The organism is Nocardioides sp. PD653-B2 (assembly GCF_002117935.1).
In the GTDB taxonomy this organism is placed as follows: domain Bacteria; phylum Actinomycetota; class Actinomycetes; order Propionibacteriales; family Nocardioidaceae; genus Nocardioides.
This window is the reverse complement of the sequence record NZ_BDJE01000048.1, coordinates 25231-47473: the sequence shown is the minus strand read 5'-3', so window position 1 is coordinate 47473 and position 22243 is coordinate 25231. Positions and strand designations below refer to the sequence as shown.

22 protein-coding genes are annotated in these 22243 nt (G+C 69.3%); 5 read left to right on the top strand and 17 right to left on the bottom strand.

What is annotated here, in order from left to right; translation table 11 throughout:
• Positions 1–4 precede the first annotated feature (4 nt).
• The 5 genes from PD653B2_RS20460 to PD653B2_RS20440 form a co-directional block, all read right to left on the bottom strand.
• Positions 5–1819 (bottom strand): PEP-utilizing enzyme, encoded by a 1815-nt coding sequence (locus PD653B2_RS20460; RefSeq protein WP_085874264.1) that lies wholly within the window; start codon positions 1817–1819, stop codon positions 5–7.
• An 82-nt stretch (positions 1820–1901) separates the two neighbouring features.
• Positions 1902–3017: a PEP/pyruvate-binding domain-containing protein gene (locus PD653B2_RS20455; protein WP_085874263.1), complete on the bottom strand. Its 1116-nt coding sequence runs from the start codon at positions 3015–3017 to the stop codon at positions 1902–1904.
• A 5-nt stretch (positions 3018–3022) separates the two neighbouring features.
• Positions 3023–4081 carry a histidine phosphatase family protein gene (locus PD653B2_RS20450; RefSeq protein WP_085874262.1) on the bottom strand — a complete coding sequence of 353 codons (1059 nt, stop codon included), beginning with the start codon at positions 4079–4081 and terminating at the stop codon, positions 3023–3025.
• 10 nt (positions 4082–4091) lie between these two features.
• Complete coding sequence (locus PD653B2_RS20445; RefSeq protein WP_085874261.1) at positions 4092–5003, bottom strand: catechol 2,3-dioxygenase; 912 nt, start codon at positions 5001–5003, stop codon at positions 4092–4094.
• Positions 5003–6082, bottom strand: a complete 1080-nt coding sequence (locus PD653B2_RS20440; protein ID WP_085874260.1) for a catechol 2,3-dioxygenase — start codon at positions 6080–6082, stop codon at positions 5003–5005. Before PD653B2_RS20440 ends, PD653B2_RS20445 begins: the two co-directional genes overlap by 1 nt.
• Positions 6083–6180: 98 nt before the next feature.
• Between PD653B2_RS20440 and PD653B2_RS20435 the strand changes: the two genes are divergently transcribed.
• From PD653B2_RS20435 to PD653B2_RS20425, 3 genes are read left to right on the top strand one after another with little or no spacing between them, the layout of a single operon-like run.
• Positions 6181–6840, top strand: a complete 660-nt coding sequence (locus PD653B2_RS20435; protein ID WP_133058898.1) for a hypothetical protein — start codon at positions 6181–6183, stop codon at positions 6838–6840.
• Complete coding sequence (locus PD653B2_RS20430) at positions 6837–7625, top strand: IclR family transcriptional regulator (protein WP_085874258.1); 789 nt, start codon at positions 6837–6839, stop codon at positions 7623–7625. The genes PD653B2_RS20435 and PD653B2_RS20430 overlap by 4 nt, the downstream gene beginning before the upstream one ends.
• A complete protein-coding gene (locus PD653B2_RS20425; protein WP_207559273.1) occupies positions 7622–8026 on the top strand; it encodes a Rieske (2Fe-2S) protein in 405 nt (134 codons plus the stop codon). The genes PD653B2_RS20430 and PD653B2_RS20425 overlap by 4 nt, the downstream gene beginning before the upstream one ends.
• A gap of 100 nt (positions 8027–8126) precedes the next feature.
• On the opposite strand, the gene dmpG is transcribed toward PD653B2_RS20425, so the two are convergent.
• Genes dmpG through PD653B2_RS20410 form a run of 3 tightly spaced genes read right to left on the bottom strand, consistent with a single transcriptional unit; the run spans position 8127 to position 10950 of the window.
• Positions 8127–9188: a 4-hydroxy-2-oxovalerate aldolase gene (dmpG, locus tag PD653B2_RS20420; protein WP_085874256.1), complete on the bottom strand. Its 1062-nt coding sequence runs from the start codon at positions 9186–9188 to the stop codon at positions 8127–8129.
• Positions 9185–10135: an acetaldehyde dehydrogenase (acetylating) gene (locus tag PD653B2_RS20415; RefSeq protein ID WP_085874255.1), complete on the bottom strand. Its 951-nt coding sequence runs from the start codon at positions 10133–10135 to the stop codon at positions 9185–9187. The genes dmpG and PD653B2_RS20415 overlap by 4 nt, the downstream gene beginning before the upstream one ends.
• The gene (locus PD653B2_RS20410; RefSeq protein ID WP_085874254.1) at positions 10132–10950 is read right to left on the bottom strand and encodes a 2-keto-4-pentenoate hydratase; all 819 of its coding nucleotides are present in this window, start codon (positions 10948–10950) and stop codon (positions 10132–10134) included. The genes PD653B2_RS20415 and PD653B2_RS20410 overlap by 4 nt, the downstream gene beginning before the upstream one ends.
• An 80-nt stretch (positions 10951–11030) precedes the next feature.
• On the opposite strand from PD653B2_RS20410, the gene PD653B2_RS20405 reads away from it, so the two are divergent.
• The gene (locus PD653B2_RS20405) at positions 11031–11804 is read left to right on the top strand and encodes an IclR family transcriptional regulator (protein WP_242665368.1); all 774 of its coding nucleotides are present in this window, start codon (positions 11031–11033) and stop codon (positions 11802–11804) included.
• A gap of 53 nt (positions 11805–11857) precedes the next feature.
• On the opposite strand, the gene PD653B2_RS20400 is transcribed toward PD653B2_RS20405, so the two are convergent.
• From PD653B2_RS20400 to PD653B2_RS20385, 4 genes are all read right to left on the bottom strand, one after another.
• A complete protein-coding gene (locus PD653B2_RS20400) occupies positions 11858–12799 on the bottom strand; it encodes a 3-carboxyethylcatechol 2,3-dioxygenase (RefSeq protein WP_085874253.1) in 942 nt (313 codons plus the stop codon).
• A gap of 66 nt (positions 12800–12865) precedes the next feature.
• Entirely contained in the window at positions 12866–13732 is an 867-nt protein-coding gene (locus PD653B2_RS20395; RefSeq protein ID WP_242665367.1) for an alpha/beta fold hydrolase, read from the bottom strand.
• A 109-nt stretch (positions 13733–13841) separates the two neighbouring features.
• Entirely contained in the window at positions 13842–14444 is a 603-nt protein-coding gene (locus PD653B2_RS20390; protein ID WP_085874252.1) for a cysteine hydrolase family protein, read from the bottom strand.
• Positions 14445–14458: 14 nt separating this feature from the next.
• Positions 14459–15565 (bottom strand): alcohol dehydrogenase catalytic domain-containing protein, encoded by a 1107-nt coding sequence (locus tag PD653B2_RS20385; protein ID WP_085874251.1) that lies wholly within the window; start codon positions 15563–15565, stop codon positions 14459–14461.
• A gap of 260 nt (positions 15566–15825) precedes the next feature.
• On the opposite strand from PD653B2_RS20385, the gene PD653B2_RS20380 reads away from it, so the two are divergent.
• Positions 15826–16488, top strand: coding sequence for a GntR family transcriptional regulator (locus PD653B2_RS20380; protein WP_085874250.1), 663 nt, complete (start codon positions 15826–15828; stop codon positions 16486–16488).
• 102 nt (positions 16489–16590) lie between these two features.
• Here the strand turns inward: PD653B2_RS20380 and PD653B2_RS20375 are convergent, their stop codons facing one another.
• Genes PD653B2_RS20375 through PD653B2_RS20355 form a run of 5 tightly spaced genes read right to left on the bottom strand, consistent with a single transcriptional unit; the run spans position 16591 to position 22233 of the window.
• On the bottom strand, positions 16591–17748 hold the full coding sequence (locus tag PD653B2_RS20375; RefSeq protein ID WP_085874249.1) for a cysteine desulfurase family protein: 1158 nt from the start codon (positions 17746–17748) through the stop codon (positions 16591–16593).
• Positions 17745–18539, bottom strand: a complete 795-nt coding sequence (locus PD653B2_RS20370) for an N-acyl homoserine lactonase family protein (protein ID WP_085874248.1) — start codon at positions 18537–18539, stop codon at positions 17745–17747. The genes PD653B2_RS20375 and PD653B2_RS20370 overlap by 4 nt, the downstream gene beginning before the upstream one ends.
• A gap of 10 nt (positions 18540–18549) precedes the next feature.
• A complete protein-coding gene (locus tag PD653B2_RS20365; protein WP_085874247.1) occupies positions 18550–19569 on the bottom strand; it encodes an ABC transporter permease in 1020 nt (339 codons plus the stop codon).
• The gene (locus PD653B2_RS20360) at positions 19566–21104 is read right to left on the bottom strand and encodes a sugar ABC transporter ATP-binding protein (protein ID WP_165763565.1); all 1539 of its coding nucleotides are present in this window, start codon (positions 21102–21104) and stop codon (positions 19566–19568) included. Before PD653B2_RS20360 ends, PD653B2_RS20365 begins: the two co-directional genes overlap by 4 nt.
• Positions 21073–22233, bottom strand: a complete 1161-nt coding sequence (locus PD653B2_RS20355) for a sugar ABC transporter substrate-binding protein (RefSeq protein WP_165763564.1) — start codon at positions 22231–22233, stop codon at positions 21073–21075. Before PD653B2_RS20355 ends, PD653B2_RS20360 begins: the two co-directional genes overlap by 32 nt.
• Positions 22234–22243 lie beyond the last annotated feature (10 nt).

Genomic DNA, 22243 nt, shown 5'->3' with positions numbered 1-22243 from the left:
TGGGTCAGCTGTCGAGGACCGTGACCTTGCCGGTGTTGCCGTCCACCCGCAGCATCTGGCCGGTCTTGATGGTCTTCGTCCCGAACGCGGTGCCGGTGACGGCGGGCAGCCCGTACTCGCGGCAGACGATGGCCGCGTGGCTCATCATCCCGCCGACGTCGGTCACCGTGGCCTTGATCTTGCCGAAGATCGGCGCCCACGAGGGCGCCGTCAGGGGGGCCACCAGGATCTCGCCGTCCTCGATCTCGCCGATCTGGTCGGCGGAGAAGATCACCCGGGCAGGTCCCTCGACCAGCCCCGGGGATGCGGCGAAACCACTGAGGACCCCTTCGTCATCGCCCTCGCCGGAGTTCAGCCAGGCCGACACGGAGTCCGACGTGATCCCCCAGAGCATGACCGTGAACGGCTCCGTGACGACCTCCGGCGGGATGCCGAGTGCCGGGGGGGCCGACCACTCCTTGAGCGCCTGGTGGATGGTGCGTCGGCGCTGGATCTCCCCCGGCCAGTACCCGGGCCCACGCGCCGGCGCGCCGACCGCCCACGCCGCGTAGAGATCCCACAGCACGTCGGCGAGCTCGGAACGCTTGAACATGAAGACGTCCTCGGTGTCCGCGATGAACCCGGCCGACTCGAGGACCTTGCCCAGGTCGCGCATCTTGCGCCAGAGCACCGAGTGCGCCCAGTGCTCGACGTAGAAGTTGTGGTTCTCCACGTACGGGAACACCGTGCGCGACAGGCCGAGCTTGGCGTCGAACGCCTCCCGGTCCTCGTCGGAGTCCAGGAGCTCGCGGTACTCGCCGACGACCCGGTCCCGCTCGACGTGGAGGGCATCCACCGGTCGGTCGAGGTCGACGCCCTCCTTGACCTTGACGATGTAGTCGGTGATGTAGCCCACCGGGACCTCGGTGTTCTCGATCCAGATCTTGTCGGAGTGGTAGAAGCCCGAGCCGGTCGAGAAGTTGAACCAGGGCTCCGCGGCCCTCTCCCACTCGGCGATCCAGGCTCGCCCCGCCTCGTCGGACTCCAGCTTCTCCCAGACCGTCGCCACGTCACCTGCGTCGAAGCGGCCGTCGACCCCGGAGGACACCGCCAGCCGGGCGAGCTTCTTCAGCTCGTCGTCCGGCCGGAACAGGTCGACGTCGACGCCGGCGACCATCTTGGCGATGGCGAGGTCCGGGATGGAGGGGAAGGCGGCCTTGCAGAACCCGAAGAAGTCGAGGTAGGCGGCGTAGCCGAGGTTGAGGAACTCGAAGTGGTACTGCCACAGGGTCAGGGACAGGTCGAGCAGACGGTGGTACGAGGCGAGGAGCTCGTTGCCGGATCCCTTGCCGGCGCCGGAGGTGATGACCTCCATCTCCTCCATGTCCGGCAACGAGACGAACGACAGCTCGGTCATCTCCTTGACCAGGTCACGGATCTTGACCAGCCAGTCGTCGTACAGGCGGTCCCAGTTCGCGAAGTAGAAGCCGGCCCGCTCCATGAACAGCGGCACGCGCGCCTCGATCTCCTCGGCCGGAGCCGGCACCGGGCTGAGGTAGACGTAGCCGTTGAGGATGCGGAAGTCCACGCCGTACGCCGGCGGGATGAGGTAGTGCCGGGTGTTGTACTGCGACAGCGAGGCGATGGCGAACTCCATGAACGTGGTGTCCCACGGCGTGAGCGCCTCCGGCCAGTGGACGCCGTCGTGGAACCAGAAGGCCGCGTCCTCGTAGTCACGTCGTTCTTCACCGAACAGCGACGAGTAGGTGTAGAGCTCCTGCCAGCCCTCCGCACCGTCCGGCGTCGAAATGTCGAAGGGGCTCGGGAAACGGTCGGCCATGGTGACCTCCTCAGGGTCAGGTGAAGCGCATTGATGGAACGGGTTTTCTTCCACCCGCGTGCGGGCGTGCCCTGATCCCGAGTCAGGCCGGCTGGGTCCGCCTCTTCGCGTAGAGGGGATTGACGAGCGTGTCGACGATGGAGGCCATCGGATCGGGCTTGGCCCCGACGGCGTGGTGCTTCTTGCTCCAGACGGTCTCGGGGCGCGCCTGCAGCAGCACCGCGTCCTGGCCGGCCGGGAGGTCGTCGTCCACGGCCCACTCGATGTCCTGGGGACAGCCGTAGTGCTTCTCCGCAGCCCGGGCGAGCCGGGCGATGGTGAGGATCTCCTCATCGGTCAGGGACGGCGCGTTGACCCGGTCCTCCGGCACGGGCACCCTGCTGACCCTGGGGTGGCCGGAGCCCTCCACCTCCGTCAGCAGGTGCGCGTGCGTCTTCGGGCTGATCGTGCGCCGGTTGATCGACCACATCACCTTGTCGACCAGGAAGTTGTCCGGGGTGACGTCTCCGGAGACGACGCCCTCACCGAAGCCCCAGGCGGCGTCGATGCAGATGCCCGACCGGTCGCCGTTGGTCGGGTCCAGGGTGAAGGCGACACCGGCGGCGCGCGGGCGCACCATCTTCTGCACGCCCACGGCCATGTCCACCTTGTCGTGGTCGTAGCCCAGCTCGTGCCGGTACATGATGGCGCGCCCGGTGTAGAGGCTCGCCCAGCAACACCGGATCTTCTCCAGCACGTCCTCGATGCCGCAGACCCACAGGTAGGTGTCGTGCTCACCCGCGAACGACGCATCGGGAGAGTCCTCCGCCGTCGACGAGGAACGGACCGCCACGGGCACGTCCTCCAGGCCCGACAACCTGCAGAGGTCGTCGTACATCTGGCGGATCCGCGTCTCGTGCTCCTCCGGGATCTCCCAGGTCATCAGCAGCTCTCTCGCCTGCGCCGCGACCTCCTCGAGCGCGTCCTGGGTGATGACCGCAAGACCGTCGAGCGCGCCGTCGACGATCTCGACGAGCCGGTGCTCCGACCCCGAGTGGGCCTTGGCGTCGCGGAAGACCCGGGTGGTCACCGCGAACCCGGGGGGCACCGGCAGGCCGGCCTGGCTCATCGTGCCGAGCGAGGCGCACTTGCCACCGACGCGGGGATGGTGCTCCGTCGTGAGGGTGCCGAACGGGATCGCACTGGGGCATTCAGACATCTCGTTCACTCCTGGAAGCGGGGGTCGGAGTTCGGGGGCAGGGCCTCGAGGTCGGGGATGACGACCTCCTGGACCCGGTTGCGGTAGAGGACCAGCGCGGTGGTGCCGCCGGCCACGACCCGGACGCGCACGAACTCGGTGTTGAACGGTTCGCCGGGGTCATAGCCCATGGCCGACGTGGCGAAGGCGCGGATCGGGCCGGAGTGGGTCGCCACGACGATGGCCCGCGCCTGCGTGCTCGCCCGGGCTTCGAGGATGCCCCGCCAGAAGCGGCGGACGCACGACACCGGGGGCTCGAAGTACATCATCGGCATGGTCAGCCAATGCGTGATCGGGTCACCGCCGCCCTGCTGGATGCCCCAGAACCGGTCGACGTCGACCAGCCACCCGGGGCGCTCGCCGAGACCGACCCGCTCGTACTTCTCCATCTCCCGGTGGTAGGTCCGGAAGGCGCTCGTGACGTCTCGCGGGCCCTCCGGCGTGGCGACCTCGAAGTTGCGGAAGTTCCGGTCGTCGTGGAGGTGACCGATGTCGGGCGTGCCACGACCGTAGAGCTCGACGTTGTCGAGGAGGCCACGCCGAAGGTGCTCGCCGGTCTGGCGCGCCCGGTTCGTCGGCGCGCACAACATCTCGACCTTCATGCGGTCGGTGACCCGTCGGGCCAGCTCCTGACCGCGCCGGTGCGCCTGCCAGGAGCCCAGCGGGGTCAGCCCCGATTCGGACGAGTAGCCCTGGGTCTCGCCGTGCCGGACCAGGTAGATGTCGCAGTCGATGTCGGCGAGCTGGTCCCGACGCTCCGGCACGATCTCCTTGGTGCGGGTCACCTCGGCCCAGGCGCGCGACGTGCCGACGACGTTGCCGTCGTGCAGCACCGGGTCGGTGCCGGTGCCCCGACCGCGGAACTGCCGCAGGTAGAGCGGGACGGACTCGTCGTGCTCTTCCTGCTCGCCGGGCGCGGTAGCCGGCGCGGCGCGACGCGCCTGATGGCGGGTCAGGTACGCGGGGGCATCCGGGCGCTCGGTTCGCGGCAGCGAAGACGTAGCGGTGGGCTTCTCGGGTGTCATGTGCAGGCCCTCAGCTGTGCACCGTGAGGAACTGCTGGTTCACGACGCCGTCGTAGTAGAACATCGCCCGGCCCATCTCGGCCTCGGTCCAGGTGACCGGCTCGGCGCCGGGGTCGACCCAGTAGCCGCCGGTGAACATCTCGTTGCGATTGCCGACCGGGTCGAAGAAGTACAGGCACTGCCCGCGCGTCGCCCCGTGGCGGGTGGGGTTGGTCTCGATGTTGACCCCGTGGTAGATGCAGGCGTCGGCCGCGTCGCGCAGGTCGCTCCACGCGTCCACCCAGTACGCGAAGTGGTGGAGTCCCCGGTTGGGGCCGGTGATGAACGCGATGTCGTGCGATCGGTGGGACACCTCGAGCCAGCTGGCGATCTGGTAGCCGTCGTCCCCCAGGATCTGCTCGGTGAGACGGAAGTCGAGGTGCTCGGTGAGGAAGCGGGTGTTGGTGTCCACCTCCTCGGCGGTCAGGAAGACGTGGTCGACCCGGGGCGGGGCAATCCCGACCAGGCCCATCGGCCGCGGCGGGGGGTTGGTCTGCGGGAGCAGGTTCCCGACCTGCTGCATGCCGTAGACCAGCTCCATCTCGTGGCCGCTGGGCAACGTGAAGCGGATCGACGTCCCATGGCCGGGCGCCCACTCGTCGGCGGCGTAGCGGCGTACCGACACCCCCGCGGCCTCCAGGCGCTCCTGGTAGAGGTCGAGATCCTCGGCGTCGGTGACCTTGAAGCCGAAGTGGTTCAGGCCATGGGTGGGCTCCATGGTCAGGACGACGCTGTGGTGCTGGTGCTCGTCCCAGCACTTCAAGAAGACCCGGGAGGAGTCCCGCCCGGTCTCGACCATGCCGATGACCTCGGCGTAGTAGGCGGTGGCCAGCTCGAGATCAGGGACCCGGATCTCGACGTGGGAGAGGCGCAGGATCGTCATCAGGTGTGCACCTTCATGAATCGGTCGTTGACCTGGCCCTCGTAGTAGAAGACGGCACGACCGATGTTGTCCTCGGTCCAGGTCAGGGTCGGGAAGTCGGGATCAGGTCGGTAACCGCCGGTGAAGACCTCGTTGCGGGTGCCCAGCGGGTCGAAGAAGTAGATGGTCGAACCACGGGTGATGCCGTGCCGGGTCGGACCCACGTCGAGCTGGATGCCGTTGTAGGCCAGGACGTCCGCGGCATCCCGGACGTCGTCCCAGTCGTCGAGCCAGTAGGCGAAGTGGTGGAGCCCGCCGTTGGGACCGTGCACGATCGCCAGGTCGTGGGGAGAGTGTGACCGCTCCAGCCAGGTGCCCAGCTGGTGCCCGTTGCCGTCGAGGAGCTGCTCGGTGATGCGGAAGCCCAGCACGTCCATGAAGAAGCGCGTGGACTCGCCGACCTCCTCGGCGTTGATCAGCATGTGGTCCATCCGTGGCGGGCAGATCTTGTCGCGCGGGAAGGGCTGCTCGTCGGTACCCGGGTCGGGCAGGTGCCGCGGCCGGGAGGTCCCCAGCTTCTCCACGTCGGCGACCAGCTCCATGACGTGCCCGCTCGGCGTGGAGAAGCGGATGGACTCGCCCTGGCCCAGGGCTTCCCCCTTGCTGATCCGCTCGACGGGGAAGCCGTACCGGGAGACCTTGGTCTCCAGGTCCGCGAGGTCGTCCTCGTGGTGGACCTTGAACGACATCAGGTCCATCCCCACCCGGGGCGCGTAGCGCAGCCGTAGTGAGTGGTGGTCCTCCTCGTCCCAGCACTTCAGGTAGACCGAGTCCTGGGTGAGGGCGCTGATCTCCATCCCCATGACGCCGGTGTAGTACGCCGTGGCGAGGTCGAGGTCGGTGACGGTCACGTCGACGTGGCCGAGACGCAGGATCCCGCGCGGAGGACCGGCCACGGTGCTGCGTCCCGCCTGCCGCGAGTCCGAGGGGTCGGAGCGGGCTCCGTCGGCCGGCTTGTCCGGCGCATGCACCCGATGCGTGCCGGCCGGCGTGCCCTCCGCCAGGTCCCGGACACCTGTGACGCCGTTCACATCTGCCATGTCGGGAAACGTACGCAGACACTCACCCCAGCGCGCCAGCGGTTCCGCCATACGGAACGCAAATGTGCGAACGGCCGATCACCGGCCATGCTGAGAGGGTGAGCGAGGCTGCGCACCACCCCCGACCGGAGGCCATGCGGGACCTCGTGCGCGCCTACGTCGCCACGGTGCACACCACCTACCTCGACCACAGCGCCCACCTGGCGCCGGGCACGCGAGCCACGCTCCCCCTGGTCGCCGCCGGCGAGGTCACCGTGGTCGTGGCGGCCGCCCAGCGGCTGCACCTGATCGCCACCACCGACCCGCTGCCCGCGCCGCAGGGTCCGGAGGTGGAGCTCCGCGACGAGCATCGCGGGACCAGGTGGACCGTGCGGTTCTTCGATCCGTCCGTGCTGCCACCCCTCGGCCTGCTTCTCGAGGACACCCCCGCCGATGTCCGACGCGTCCTCGGCATCGCCGACACCGTCTACCACCTCACCGTCGCCGTGGGCGGTGGGCTCACCGGGCATCACGCCCAGCACACCGGGGTCGCCCTGGCCAACCAGCACGCCAAGGCCCTCCGCGACCTCGAGCGGCTTCGAGTCGCGCTACCGCGCCAGGAGCGCACCGTCGACGAGCTCGGTGACTGCACCCGGCTCGGTCTCGACCGCGCCGCCGCCCTGCTCGCCGCCGAGCTCACCTCCGGCAGGGTCGCCCCGGAGCCCGGGACACCAGCCGCCTCCTGCCTCGCCGCCGTCCTCGACGACGTCAAGCGATGACGATGTCGATCACGCCGATCCCCCCTGGCGCGGAGCGACTCTCGAGCGTCGCCACCGCCGCGCGCATGCTCCGGGAGTTCGGCAAGCACAGCACGCAGCTCGGGGTGACCCAGCTGGCCCACCGCGTCGGCGTGGGCAAGAGCACCGCCCACCGCGTCATCTGGACCCTGGTGGAGGAGGGTCTGCTCGAGAAGGTCGAGGAGACCGGTCTGTTCCGACTGACGGCGACCATGCGTTCCCTGGGTGCGAGTGCGGAGACTGCCCAGCGGCTGCACGAGGCTGCGACGATCCCGCTCGATCACCTGCGCAGGCAGACCGCCGGCACACTCCACGTCGCGATCCTCGACGGTGTCGACGTGTTGTACATCGAGCGGCGCGAGGGGCCGGGTGCCATCCCGGTCTTCCGGGCGGTAGGCAGTCGCAACGCGGCCCACGCGACATCCAGCGGCAAGGTGCTCCTGGCCCATCTCCCGCCGGACCAGCAGCGACGGATGGTCGAGAGCATGAGACTGACGCCCAAGACCTCCCGCACGATCACCTCCGCCCCCGTCCTCCTCGCCGAGCTGGCGCAGGTCCGGCGGCAGGGGTACGGCGAGAACCGGGGCGAGTCGACGCCTGGCATCTGCTCGATCGCCGCGCCCATCCGAGATCCCCTCGGGCGCGTGGTCGCGTCGGTCTCGGTGGCGGAGTACGTCGAGGACGTGGACGCCGGACTGCCGCACCTCTCCCGGCCCGTCCTCGAGACGGCACGGCACATCTCCGCGGGCCTGGGATGGTGCGAGTGAGCGGCACCTGGGAGCGCGTCTGTCGCGTGGAAGAAGCCGTGCCCGGCCAGCCGCTCGGCAAGGTCATCGGCAGCTCCGGGCAGGACCGGGACCGGGTCTGCGTGCTGACCACCGACGACGGGCAGCCCGTCGCGCTGCTCGACCGCTGCCCCCACCGAGACATCCCCCTGTCCGGTGGGGTCGTCAGGGACGGCACCCTCGTCTGTCCGGGACACTTCTGGCGCTTCGACCTGCGGACGGGCGCCCGCACCGACCTGCCCGAACGCGGGGCGACCGTCTACCCGACGCGCGTGGTCGACGGCTGGGTCGAGGCCCTGGTGCCGCCACCCTCACCGCAGCTGACCATGCGCGAATGGCTGCTCGCCGAGGCGCGCGCGGCGCACCGAACCGAAGCTCCTTGACCGGGCGGGCCCTCACTCGACGATCGACACCAACTACGCCCGCGAGGCGTACGTTGCTTGGTCGGCCGACTCCGTGCGGGCAGTCCCCCACAGTCCTCGCTTATGGCGCTCCCACGGCGTCGCGCTCGTCGGCCCGGTGAGATTCCGGGTCGGGCTGCTGGGTCGCGAGGGTGAGCGCGATGTCGATGATCATGTCCTCCTGGCCGCCGACCAGGCGCCGGCGACCACACTCCATCAAGATGTCGCGGACGTCGACGTCGTAGCGGGCCGCGGCGTTCTCGGCGTGGCGTAGGAAGGACGAGTACACGCCTGCGTAGCCCAGGGTGAGCGTCTCGCGGTCGACCCGGACCGGACGGTCCTGCAGCGGTCGGACGATGTCGTCGGCGGCGTCCTGCAGCTTGAACAGGTCGCAGCCGTGCTCGAAGCCGGACAGGTCTGCGACGGCGATGAAGGCCTCGATCGGGCAGTTGCCCGCACCGGCACCGTGACCGGCGAGCGAGGCGTCGACGCGGAAGACGCCGTGCTCGACGGCGACGACCGAGTTGGCGACCGAGAGCGAGAGGTTCTCGTGGGCGTGAATGCCGATCTCGGTGCCCGGGTCGAGCACGTCGCGGTAGGCGCGGACCCGCGCGGCGACGTCGTTCATCGTGAGCCGGCCACCGGAGTCGGTGACGTAGACGCACTGGGCGCCGTAGGACTCCATCAGCTTGGCCTGATCGGCCAGCTCCTGGGGCGGTGCCATGTGGGAGAGCATGAGGAAGCCCGAGACGTCCATGCCGATCTCCCGCGCCGTCGCGATGTGCTGCGCGGAGACGTCGGCCTCGGTGCAGTGGGTGGCGATGCGGACCGAGCGGACGCCGAGGTCCCACGCGCGCTGCAGGTCGTGGACGGTGCCGACGCCGGGAAGCAGCAGCGTGGTCAGGCGCGCCCGCTTCACGACCGAGGCGGCCGCCTCGATCCACTCCCAGTCACTGTGTGAACCGGGACCGTAGTTGACCGAGCCGCCGGCGAGCCCGTCGCCGTGGGCGACCTCGATGGCGTCGACGCCGGCGTCGTCGAGCGCACGGACGATCCGCTTGACGTCGTCGGGGGCGATCCGGTGCCGGACGGCGTGCATGCCGTCGCGCAGGGTGACGTCCTGGACGAAGATCGGGGTGCTCACTGAACGCTCCTCAGGTCAGCAGCGATGCGCTCGGCCATCTGCAGGGCGGCCGAGGTCATGATGTCGAGGTTGCCGGCGTACGCCGGCAGGTAGTGCGCCGCGCCCTCGACCTCGAGAAACACCGACACCTGGTGCGTCGGGCGGGCCGCGCCCTCCTCGAGCAGGGTCTGGACGGGTTGGTCAGCCGGGACCTCGGCGAACTGGACCTGCTGCTTGAGGCGGTAGCCGGGCACGTAGGCCGCGACGTCGTCCACCATCTTCTCGATCGACTGGCGGATCTCCTCGTGCGTCGCCGGGTCGGGCGCAGCCACGAGCGCGAAGACGGTGTCGCGCATGATCAGCGGCGGCTCGGCCGGGTTGAGGATGATGATCGCCTTGCCCCGCTGCGCGCCGCCGACCTGCGCGATCGCCGCCGACGTGGTCTCCGTGAACTCGTCGATGTTGGCGCGGGTGCCGGGACCGGCGCTCTTGGAGGCGATCGAGGCGACGATCTCGGCGTAGGGCACGGGGACCACGCGGCTGATCGCGGCGACGATCGGGATGGTGGCCTGGCCACCACAGGTCACCATGTTCACGTTCATCGTGTCGAGGTGCTCCTCGAGGTTCACCGCCGGCACGACGTAGGGGCCGATCGCGGCCGGTGTCAGGTCGATGAGCCGCTTGCCGAACGGCGCCAGCCTGGCCGCGTGCTGCTCGTGGGCCTTGGCCGAGGTGGCGTCGAAGACGATCTCGATCTCGTCGAACCCGGGGAGCGCCACCAGCCCCTCGATGCCCTCGTGGGTGGTCGCGAACCCGAACCGCGCTGCTCGCGCGAGCCCGTCCGAGTCGGGATCGATCCCGACCATCGCCGCCATCTCGAGATGCTGGGAGGTGCGCATCACCTTGATCATCAGGTCGGTGCCGATGTTGCCCGACCCGATGATGGCGACCTTCGACTTCGTGGTCACGCGTCCTCCTCTGCCGGGAACGTGGCCGCCACCGTGCCCAGTCCGGAGATGGCGACGGTGACCTCCGCGCCCGGGGAGACCGGGCGCATCGGACCGAGTGCGCCGGACAGGATCACCTGGCCGGCACGGAGCGGCTCGCCGAGCTCGCGTGCCTTCCTCGCAAGCCAGACGACCGCGTTGAGAGGGTCGCCGAGGCAGGCGGCACCGTTGCCGGTGGAGACCTCCTGGCCGTCGATCCACATCGACATCGTCACGTCCGCAGGGTTCACCTCGGCGAGGGTCCGGCGCTCCGCGCCGAGAACGTAGACGCCCGATGAGGCGTTGTCAGCGACCGTGTCGCCGAAGCTGATGTCCCAGTCGGCGACTCGGCTACCGCACACCTCGATCGCGGCGACGGCGTAGTCGATCGCGGCGCGCACCTGCTCGACGTCGAGGGCGCCATCGGCCAGGTCCTCGGCGAGCACGAACGCCACCTCGGCCTCGGCTCGCGGCTGGAGCACCGCAGCGAAGGGGACGGCATCACCATCGGCGAACGCCATGTCGTCGAGCAGGACCCCGAAGTCTGGCTGGTCGACGCCGATCTGTTGCTGCACCGCAGCAGAGGTGAGGCCGATCTTGCGACCGACGATGGTCGCGCCGGCCGCGATGCGGGCGTCGACGTTCAGGCGCTGGACGGCGTACGCCGCGGCGACGTCGTCGCGCCCGATGAGGTCGCGCACGGGGGCCACCGGCGTGCCGTGCTCGGCCGCCTGGCGCAGGCGCGCCGCGGCATCGGTGACGGCCGCCGATGCGACGGTCGTGGGGGTCTCGGTCATGGCACCAGCCTTCCGGCCGGGTCGACGGATGGCCACCGGGGCGTTCCACTCACTGGAACGCGGACGCGTATCCTGATCGGGTGGCCGCCGACCTCGACACCGTCCTCGGCAAGGCCGTGACGATCCTGCGGTCGTTCACGCCCGAGGACCAGGTCCTGTCGCTGGCCGAGCTGGTCCGCCGTACCGGCCTGCCGAAGGCGTCCGTGCACCGCATCGCGGCAGACCTGGTGGGGTACCAGCTGCTCGACAAGTTGCGCGGCGGCTACCGGCTGAGCGGCGGAATGTTCGAGCTGGGTCTCCGCGCTTCGGCCGAGCGGACCCTCCTGGAGGTGGCGATGCCCTTCCTCCAGGACCTCTACGAGCGCACGCACGAGACCGTCCACCTCGGCACGTCCGACGGTCAGGCGGTGGTCTACATCGCGAAGATCGGCGGACACCGGCAGGCCGCCAGCCCATCGCGCGCAGGTGGACGCATGCCCCTCCACTGCACCGCCATCGGCAAGGCGCTTCTCGCCCATGCCGACCCCGAGCTCCAACACTCGATCTTGACCGGCACTCTCGAGCGTCGTACGCCGTACACGATCATCGCGCCGGGTCTCCTCCGTCGCCAGCTGGACGCAGTCCTCGAAACCGGGACGGCCTTCGAACGGGAGGAGTCGACTCCCGGCCTGCTGTGCGTCGCGTCGCCGGTGTTGGACGTCGACGGCAGGACAGCGGTCGCCGCGATCAGCGTGACCGGGCCGGTGACGAGATTCAGACCTGACCTGCACGCGACGGCCGTGCGTGCGGCCGCCCAAGGCGTGAGCAGCCTGGTGGCGCGGCGCGGTGGGACGCAGGTCTCGAGCACACGCTGACGTCCCTCGCCGACCCGGCCGGTCAACGGTCTCCGATCGCGGCAGGACCCGGGTCAGGCGCTCAGCGCCGTCACGACGCCGAACCCGGCGATGTACTCGCGGATCGGGCGGTAGAAGGAGGACGTGACGGTGTAGGGGCCGGCGGCCGACAGCGCGGCAAACGCGGCCACCCAGGTGCGGACTTCGTGGGCCGAGTTGCCGGCCTCCTCTGCCATGACAGCAGGCGTCATGGCGTCGATGGCACCGAAGTCACCCGCTGCCAGATGTGCCATGAACGCTCGATCCCACTCGGGGTTGAGGTCCTTGATCGATGCGGTGCCGGCCGCGAACTGCTGAGCGGTGTCGATCACCCGCTGCTGACGAGCGTGACGGGCCGCCTCGGTGGGGTGTCGGCCGTCGAGCAGGAGCGCGCGCTGCTGCTGGTCCGCCGTGGCCCACTGCGGCACCGGCGGGTCGTGTGACAGCCCACCGGAACCGATCACGAGGACCCGTTCGCCCGGCATGTGCGCCACGAACTCCCCCACGGCCCGACCGAGCTGTCGCACTCGTGCCATCTTGACGAACGGGGGGGCGACGCCGTTCACGAACACCGGGATGGTGGGGACGAGGTCGATGCCGCCCAGCAGGATCTCCAAGGGCTGCACGGCCCCGTGGTCGACCTCCATCCGGCGAGAGATGCTGACGTCGAGATCACGGTCGGCCACCCATTGCGACAACTCCTCCACCACCGCCGTCGGCACATCCAGGGGGCCAGCAGTGGTCCCGTAGTCCCCCACTGCGAGGGCCTCGTACCCGATGCAGAAGGGCGGCATCAGGTCGTGGAAGAAGCCGTTGTAGTGGTCGGGAGCAAACGCCACGACCAACGTCGGCTCGTAGTCCGCGACGAACGCCCGCGCCCTCGTGAACGCCTCGTCGACCGCACCCGCGACCTCTGCGGGCGGATCGGCGTACTCCAGCAGCGGACTGTGGGACATGCAGACAAGGGCCAGGCTCATGGGTTACTCCTTGCGGGCGTGATGGCGGGCGTCGAACCGTGGGAGGCCCCGCCGCGGTTCGCGAGCTCAGGCGTGGGCGAGGAAGTCGATGACCAGACGGTTGAACTCAGCCGCGTGCTCGATCATCGCCCAGTGGCCGCAGCGGTTGAGCAGCACAGCCCGGGAGTTGGGGATGTTCGCCAGCAACCACAACGTGATCTCGTAGTGCAGGACCCGGTCGTCCTTGCCGTGGATGAGCAGCGTCGGCACGGTGATGTCGGCGATCTTCTCCCTGTCCACCCGGATCGGGATCGGTGCACCGTGGGCCAGGCCGGCGACGTAGTTGCGGAGATGGTCGGGCCGCGCCAGGGCCGCTTCGGAGCGGGCCTTGGTGAGTTCGGGGGTCGCGAACCGCTGCTTGTCGAAGGTCATGATCTCGACCAGCGCCCGCATGTTCTCAGGGCTCGGGTCGCGATATGCCCGGACGATCGCCTTGAGCCCTTCGCTGGGCCCGTCACCAGGCCCGAAGAGGGTGGTGCCCCGGCCGAGCGAAGCACCCATGGTCACCAGGTGGGTGATGCGGTCCGGATGGAGAGTCGCGAACCTGATCGCCGTATGGGCGCCCATCGAGTTGCCCACCAGAGCAACGCTCGCCAGATCGAGGGCGTCCAGGAACTCGACCAGGGTCGCGACATGATCCATGTCCACGGTCGCCTGGGCGTCGGAGTCGCCCCAGCCCGGCATGTCCGGGGCGAGGACGTGGTAGCCGGCGTCGGCGATGACACCGATGTTGCCGGAGAAGTTGGACCAACCCGTCGCTCCAGGACCAGAGCCGTGCAGGAGGACGACTGGCGTCGCACCGGGTTGTCCCGCCTCGTAGTAGCGCAGGTGCACTCCCGACGGGAGCTCGATGTCTCGGGACGCCGACTCGCGGATCCCAGTCGCGGCAGTCAATGCGACCTCAGCTTTCTGTGCGGGTGGGTGTGGCGGTCTGCACGTCAGTGCGCGCTGGCGTTCCCAGATGTCCGCCGCCTCACCGAGGCGGCGGACATCTGGGGTCCGGTCATCGCGAGATGCTGGCGGCGAGCTCCTCGACAGTCATCGACGTGGCGAAGAGTCCCATCGAGCCGAGCGAGGCCTCGCGGCTCGCGCCGTCACCGGCTGAGGTGGCGTCCGCGAGGACGACCACGTGAAAGCCCAGGTCGGCTGCCTGCCGTACCGCACCCTCGACCGAGGCATTCGTCGCAACTCCGCAAACGACGACGTTCTCGATCCCACGATCACGGAGAACCTCCTCGAGGTCGGAGCCGGTGAAAGGACCGGGGCGCTTGTGCGTGATGACGACGTCGTCGTCCTCGACGGCGAGCTCCGGCACGAGCTGGGCCCCGGTGGTCCCTTCCTTCAGGCATCCCGCCTGCTCGACCATCTGCAGGAGTGGCAGGGTCGGTCGCAGGTCCGAGTGGTCAGGCGCGAACGCGATGCGCAGCGCGACGACCAGGCCGCCGTGATCGCGGACTGCCCGCATCGCGACGTTGGTGTGCTCGACGACGTCCCTGGCGGCGGCCTCCGCAGCGAAGACGGACCCGAAGGCGGTGCCTTCGCTGACGATGTCCTCCTGCAGATGGACGACCAGCAACGCGGTCGATCGACCGAGAAGATCTGACATGAGTGTTCTCCCTGCTATTCCTGGGGACGGACGACGACGCTGGTGAAGCCCCCGCCGCTGTCGGTGGAAGCCGCCTCGACGGCAGCATTGACTTCGTCCAGCGTGAAGTGCCGGGCGGTGAGATGGCTGAGGTCGAGCGTCCCGGCGCCGGCCATGCGCGCCATGTCCTCGCCCTCCGCCGTGGTGAACCACAGCGACCCGAGCAAGCTGATGTGGAGCGTCATCAGCCGGTACATCGGGACGGGAAGGTCCTCCGGCATGGCACCGATACTGACCATGCGGCCACCCCGGCGCAGCGCCCAGATGCCCGCCATCGTGACGTCGGCCGTAGCGCTGGAGTTCGTGGCGTCGAGGAACACGTCGACGCCACGCCCCTGGGTGTGCTCGCGAACCCACTCCGACACGTCGCGATCGCCGTACGAGAGCACCTGGATCCGATCGGGGTCGATCTGGCGCAAGCGCTCGAGGCGTGCGGCGTCGCGGGCCACGCCGAAGATCTGGGTGGCGCCCATCGCGAGAGCGAGAAGGACCGCGTTGACCCCGAGCGTGCCGGTGGCACCGTGGATCAGGAGGCTGGTGCCCGCCCGGACGTCCCCCTTGCGGAGACCGCTGTAGGACGTGCCCAGGTAGCCGAACCGGGCGGCGTGGTCGAGCGAGACGTTGTCCGGGATGCAGACGATGTTCTTGACGGGAGCCTTCACGTACTGACCCAGCCCGCCGTACGGGTAGTCCCGGTGAATGACCGCCGAGTCAGGTCCGAAGCCGAAGTAGCCCTCGAACGTGTAGGCGGGGTCGTTCATCGGTTCTCCGTTGCGAGCGGCCCACGAGTCACCCGTGTCGAGTCCGGGGTTGATGTAGACCCGATCGCCCGGCTTCAGGTTGCGCACCCGAGCACCGACCTCGGTGATCACGCCGGCACTGTCCATGCCGAAGATCGCCGGCAGCTCGGGCAGCGGGAGGAAAGGCTTCTGGCTCGGGTAGGTGTTGATGACGTTGCGCAGGTTGGGCACGATGTGCGCCGCTTCGACCCGGACGACGACGTCCAGTTCGCCGGGCACGGGCATCGGGACCTCGTCGACCTGGAACGCGCCGCCGACCTCGTGCAGACGGGCCGCTCTCATCGTTGTCACAGGGAACTCCTCAGGGACTGCGAGCCAGCCTGGCTCGCCAATTGACATGCCAGATTGTAGGGGATCGTGACGACCACCACAACTGAAGCCAGGAGTTCAGCGCAATTGACGTAGCACTACGGCGGAAGCGAGACTTGTTGGCATGCTAGATGGCTGATGTCGCTGCGGCGCCGCCCCCACTCAGACCGATAGGCTGACCTCGCACCTCACGAGCGGCCACGTCGGAGGACGACCAGGAGAAAGCAGGGACCATGATCGAGGAAGCGCGATCCGAAGCGCCCCTCGGTCAGTTCCTGTTCGACAGGCTTCGAGCCCACATCATCGAAGGTGCCTACCCGCCGGGATCTCGGGTGCCGATCGAGGCGCTGAAGGTCGAGTTCGGCGTCAGCAAGCAGCCGATCATGGAGGCGCTGCACCGACTCGCGACCATCGGTCTGGTCGAGATCGAGCCACGCAGCGGTTGTCGCGTCCGCACCTATGCGCTCCAGGAGGCACGCGACTTCTTCACCGTGTTCGCCTCCTTCGAGGGAGAGATCGCGGCGGCTGCTGCCTTACGACACGATGCGGAGCACGTGCACCAGCTGGACGAGGCGCTGGCACTTCTCCACGAGGTGGAACACACCGCCGACACGGATGACCGTGGACGCGAGTACTTCCTCCAGAACGCGCGCTTCCACGGCGTCATCCACGCGATGTCCCGCTCACCACTGGTCGCCGACCTCAGTCGCCGGATGTGGTACCTCTCCGACTTCTTGATGTACGGCTACGCGGGCGCCGACATGATCGCCACCGCGGTCTCGGGTCGAAATCATGATCATGACGTCATCCGGACCGCGATCGTGGATCGCAACGACGTCGTCGCCAAGGCGGCCATGGAGCAGCACATCAGGTCCATCACCGGGCTGTTCTCCTGAGAGGTTCGCCCGCGCGGCTCCCTCGAGGCTGTCGCGAGACGAGATCACCCCACCCCGTGTCGGCGCGGTCCGGGTCAACCCGCGCGGGCGCCCACCCCAGGACTACACCTGAGCGGAGACGACCTCGCGGAGACGATGGATCGTCTCGGTGATCAGGGGCGCGGCAGAGCTGATCTCGCTGGAGGCCGTGTCGAGCCCCACGCTGAACCGGACCGAGCACACCGCGTCTGCCTTCGAGGCACCCATGGCACGCAGTGCCCCCGCCTTCCCCGACGGGTCCTTGCGGGCTGCGCAGGCAGATCCCACGGACGCGGCGATGCCGAGGACGTCGAGGCTCGCGACCAGCATCTCCCCGGGCACCCCCGGCACGATCGCGCTGACGAGGTGCGGGGCGCGGTTCTCGGGGTCGCCGGTCCACCGGATGTCCGGCACGTCGTAGGCGATGGCCGACCGAAGGTGGTCCGCCCGCGCCTGGAGCTCCGGCCCGATCACCACGGGGTCGTTCTCGACAGCCGCGCAGGCGAGTCCCGCCGCCCCGGCCACGTTGTGGGTTCCGTGCCGCAGCCCGTCCTCCTGGCTGCCTCCGCCGATCGGCGACTCGAGCCGGACGTCCGACCCGATGATCAGCGCGCCGATGCCCTTCGGGCCGCCGATCTTGTGGCCGGAGATTCCCCAGGTGTCGGCAGCGCGGGCCTCGGTCATCGCGACCTTCCCGAAGCTCTGCGCCAGGTCGAGGTGCAGGCGGGAGCCTCGCGCGTGCACCAGTTCGGCGATCTGGGCGACGGGCTGCACGGTGCCGACCTCGTTCGATGCGTGCACCACGCCAACGGCGGCAGGACCACCGGACAGACGCCAGTTCAGCTCCTCGAGGTCGAGGCGACCGAGCTCGTCCACCCCACAGCGCTCGACACTGATGCCGAGCCGTTCCGCGAGGCGCGCAGCGGCGTTGACCGACTCGTGCTCGATGGCCGAGACGACTATCCGATCGAAGCCCTCCCCGAGCGCCGTGCCGAGCAGCCCGATGAGGTTGCTCTCCGTCGCACCGGAGGTGAAGATCACCCGGTCGCCGCCACCGAACCGACCGAGCACCGCGCGCCGAGCCGAGTCGAGAACGGCGAGTGCACGGTCGCCTGCCCAGTGGGCCGACGACGCGTTGCCGAACGCCTCGCCCTCCACGGCTCGCATGACGTCCTGCACCTTGGCCAGCATGGGAGACGTGGCGGCGTGGTCCAGGTAGACCTGGGTGCGAATCCTGCTCATTGGTACCACCTCGGGGCGAGCTGCAACGTAGCGAACTGGTCGGGGTCGTGCGGGAAGACGATCGTCGCCGCCGAGCGATCGCGCAGGTACGTCAGCCGGTCGACGGTGTCGACGAAGCCGAGACTGTCGTACGGCGCGCCGCCCGGGTGAGCCGGCGGACCCATCGACTCCGCCATGTAGACGGCGTCGGACGGGAAGATGAAGCTGCCGCCGGCGAGCTCGACCGTCATCGCGACCGTGCCCGGAGTGTGTCCTGGCAGCGGCAGCAGCTCGACACCCGGCACGACGACGGCCGGCCCGCGCACGAAGCGCCACTCCACGTCGTCGAAGAGCCAGTCCTCGGGGACGTAGGGCCCGACGTAGTCCGCGTCGGTCAGGGCCTCCGCGAGGGCATGCTCCATCTCGCGTCGGTGCACCCAGATCCGCGCGTGCCGGAAGAGCCCGACGTTGCCCGCGTGGTCCATGTGGAGATGGGACAGCACCACGTCGGTGACATCGCTGGGCTGCAGCCCCACCAGCGCGAGCTGGGCCGGCAGCGACTGGGCATCCGTGGCCGAGAACGCGAACCGGTCGCTCCAGCCGGCCGGCCACCGGCCCGACATGGCGTCGGGGTGACAGCCGGTGTCGAACAGGATCACCCGGGTGCCCGCATGGACGACGGTCGCGATGACGGGCAGCTCGATCCGCGTCGGCGTGGGAGCGGGGTCCGAGACGCGGCTCGGCTCGCACATCGCGAGCTGCCAGGACAGGTCGCAGGTGAGTCGGCCCAGGTCGAGGATCGCTAGCTTCACGTCCGGTTCCTCAGCGGTCCCGAGCGCGGGCCCGGAGCCGGTCGGCGAGGACGGCCAGGACGATGACCACGCCCGTGACGACCTCCTGCCACGCCGAGGCGACGTTGAGCTGGACGAGCCCGTTCTGCAGGGTGGCGATGAGCGCGGTGCCCAGGAGGGTGCCGATGACGCCACCGACCCCGCCGAACAGCGACGTCCCGCCGATGACGACCGCGGCGATGCCGAGCAGGTTGAGGTTCACCCCGATGGTGGGGTCCGCGGAGCCGAACTGTCCCCCGTAGAGCAGTCCGCCGACCGCCGCGAGCCCACCGGCCAGCGCGAAGACGCTCACGGTGACCCGACCCACGCGGATCCCGTTGAGTCGAGCCGCTCGGTCGTTGTCCCCGGTCGCGTAGAGGCTGCGGCCGAACACGCTCATGCGCAGGACGTACGCGACGACCAGACCGACCAGCACCATCACCACGAACTGGGTGGGCACGCCCCACAGCTCGCCCTGCCCCAGCTTCTCCAGGAACGGCACCTCGAAGACGCGCGGGGCACCGCCGGTGACGACCAGCGCGAGTCCGCTGGCGACGGTCATGGTCCCGAGGGTGACGACCAGGGAGCTGATCCCGGTGGAGGCCACGATGATCCCGTTCACCAGACCGCAGAGAATCCCGACGGCGAGCGCGATCACGATGACCAGTGGCGTCGAGGTGACGAAACTGTCCTGCGAGGCGATCACGGCCGACAGCGCGAGCACCGAGCCGACGGAGAGGTCGATCTCGGCACGCAGGATGACGAGCGTCTCGCCGACCGCGATGATGCCGAGGACGGCCATCTCGCGGAGCAGGTCGGAGATGTTGTCCGACGTGAGGAAGTACGGCGTGCGGATCGACAGGTACACGAAGAGTGCGAGGTAGACCACCAACAACCCGAGAACGTCGGAGCGGCCGGCGAAGCGGCGCAGCCCGTGGGCCATGCCGAGCCGAGCCTCCGGGCTCTGCGCACCCTGAATCGGGGCCGTCGCGCTTGCAAGATCCTGGTTCATGCCACTGCCGCCTTCGCGATCGCGTCGTTCACTGTTGTCACGTCCACCCGTTCGAGATCGGCGACGATGCGTCCTTCGTGGAGCACGACCGTTCGGTCGGCCAGGTCGGCAATCTCCTCCAGGTCGGCCGAGGCGACCACGACAGCCATCCCGTCATCGGCGAACTGCCAGAGCAGCTCGTGTATCTCCCGACGCACCCCCACGTCTACTCCTCTCGTCGGTTCGATCAGGACGAAGATCTCCGGCTGCAGGAGCAGCCAGCGCCCGATCATCGCTTTTTGCTGGTTGCCACCGCTGAGCGTCCGGATCGGTACCGACTCGTTCTCGGCCTTGATCGACAGCCGCCGGATGACGTCGCGCGCCGTGAGCTCGGACTTGCGCCGCCCCACCCGCGCCGTGAGCTCGATGTTCTCGGCCAGGCTGAGGTTCGGGAACAGTCCTGATCCTCGCTCCGGCGGCACGTACGCGATGCGCCTGCGCATCAGCTCCCGCGGGTCGTCGCTGGAGTCGACGCCGCGGACGAGGATCTGGCCGCTGACCCCCCGTCGGTCGAAGAGCGCCTCGGCGAGCTCGACCGCACCCGACCCACGCAGGCCGGTCAGGCCGGTGACCTCCCCCCAGCGGATCTTCAGGTCGATGTCGTGCAACACGTGCGACACGCCGACGCCGCGCAGCTCCAGCGGCGCGGGCCGCTCCGCGGACTCCTCGATCCCGAGGACCTGACGGTCCGAGCCGGTCTGCGCGGCAGCACCGCCGAGGAGGGCGTCCATGACCGCGGAGGGCGTCGTGTCGGCCGTGTCGGCCCGCAGCGACAGGCGTCCGTCGCGGAGCACCGCGAAGGTGGAGGCGACGTCGAAGACCTCGGTCATCCGGTGCGAGACGTAGACGATGGCGAGACCGGCCGCGCTCAGCGCGCGCATCTGGTCGTGCAGCCGCTCCACCTCCTGCGGCGCGAGGGAGCTGGTCGGCTCGTCGAGGAGCAGCACCTTGGTGTCACTGGCGATGGCGCGCGCGATCTCCACCAGCTGCTGGTCAGCCGCGCTCAGCCTGCCGACCGGGGCGGCCGGGTCGATGTCCCAGCCCAGCCCCACCAGCACCTCACGAGCGCGCTCCCGGCGGCGACGCGGCGCGTCGAGCCGCCAGAGCGGACCCATCCGCCCCATGAACAGGTTGTCGGCGACGGTGAGGTGGCGCGCCAGGGACAGCTCCTGGAACACCGTGGAGACCCCCGCGGCCTGAGCCGCGGAGGCCGAGCCGAAGGAGACCGGCTGCCCCTCGACCGACATCGTTCCCTCGGTCGGCGAGACGACACCGGACAACATCCCGATCAGGGTGGACTTGCCGGCACCGTTCTCACCGAGGAGCGCGCAGATCTCTCCCGGGCGCAGCGCCAGGTCGATCCCACGCACGGCCTGCACGCGGCCGTAGGCCTTCGTGAGGCCCCGGACCTCCAGGACCGGGGCCAAGGTGTCGGCCGCCGACACGGCGGCCGACTGGCCCTGACTACTTGAGCTCTGCGGCGACAAGGTCGTCACATCCGTCCTCACACCCGTTGAAGAGCTCGTCCCAGCGGTCCAGCTCCTCGCTGATCCAGGAGCGCTCCGACGCGTACACCAGGTAGTGCTTGACCGCGTCGCCGCTGTAGTTGAACTCCTGGGCCGGCTTCTTGTTCTTCGTCAGCATCGCCGCCATGTCGTCGCCCGGCGGGATCACCTGGCCGATGGGGGCGTCGTTCGTGACGGCCCAGATGCCGTCCTTGAGCATCACCCGCAGGGTGTCCTCGAAGACCTCGTGCGCGACGCCGATGACCGAGTCGGTCTTCCCCGCCGCGATGATCGCGTTGCCCAGGGCGTACTGCGACCCCGTCGACAGGTACAGCCCGACCAGGTCCGGGTGCGCCGTCATCGTGCTCAGCGACTTGGAGTAGACGAGCTTGGCGTCGTCCTGGACGTCGATGTAGTCGAGCAGGGTGATGTTCGGCGGAGCGATCTTCTCGAACTCCTCCTTGAACCCCTCCGCCCGGTCGAGCAGCGACTCGACACCCAGCGCGGTCTCGATGCCGACCACCCCGCTGGTGAGGCCGAGCTTCTCGAGGACCTTCTCCTTCTGGATGCCCTCGATCATCAGCTTGGCCGCGTCCGCGCCGATCGTGCGGTTGTCCGGGCCGTAGAAGGCGTCGCGGTCGGAGTCGGCCACGTCGCAGCAGAAGGTGAACACGGGGATCCCCTTGTCGACCGCGCGGTCGATCGACGGCTTCATCGAGGGGGCGATGCCGGCGACGATGATGCCGTCGTAGTGCTGGCTCACCGCGCTGTCGATGGCCTTGCTCAGCCCGACAGCGTCGGCGGACGCGGCGGCGTTGACCACGTCGACCGAGACGCCCTGACGCTCGAGGCGCGGGCGCAGGAGCTTCTCGACCTGGACCTTGGTCTGCTTCCAGTACGGGTTGTTCAAGAAGATGATGAAGGCGACCCGGTACTTGCCGTCGGCCGAGGGGCTGGCCGCGCAGGCGGAGAGCACGCTCGGCACCACCCCGACGGCGGAGACGGCGAGCATCGACTTGCCCATCCGGGCCAGGAAGCGGCGGCGGCCCAGGCCGCGGTCCAGCCCGAGCCAGTCGGTGAAGCCGTCGAGGGTGTCGTTGTCGTTGGTCGGCGCGTTCATTGCTCTCCTT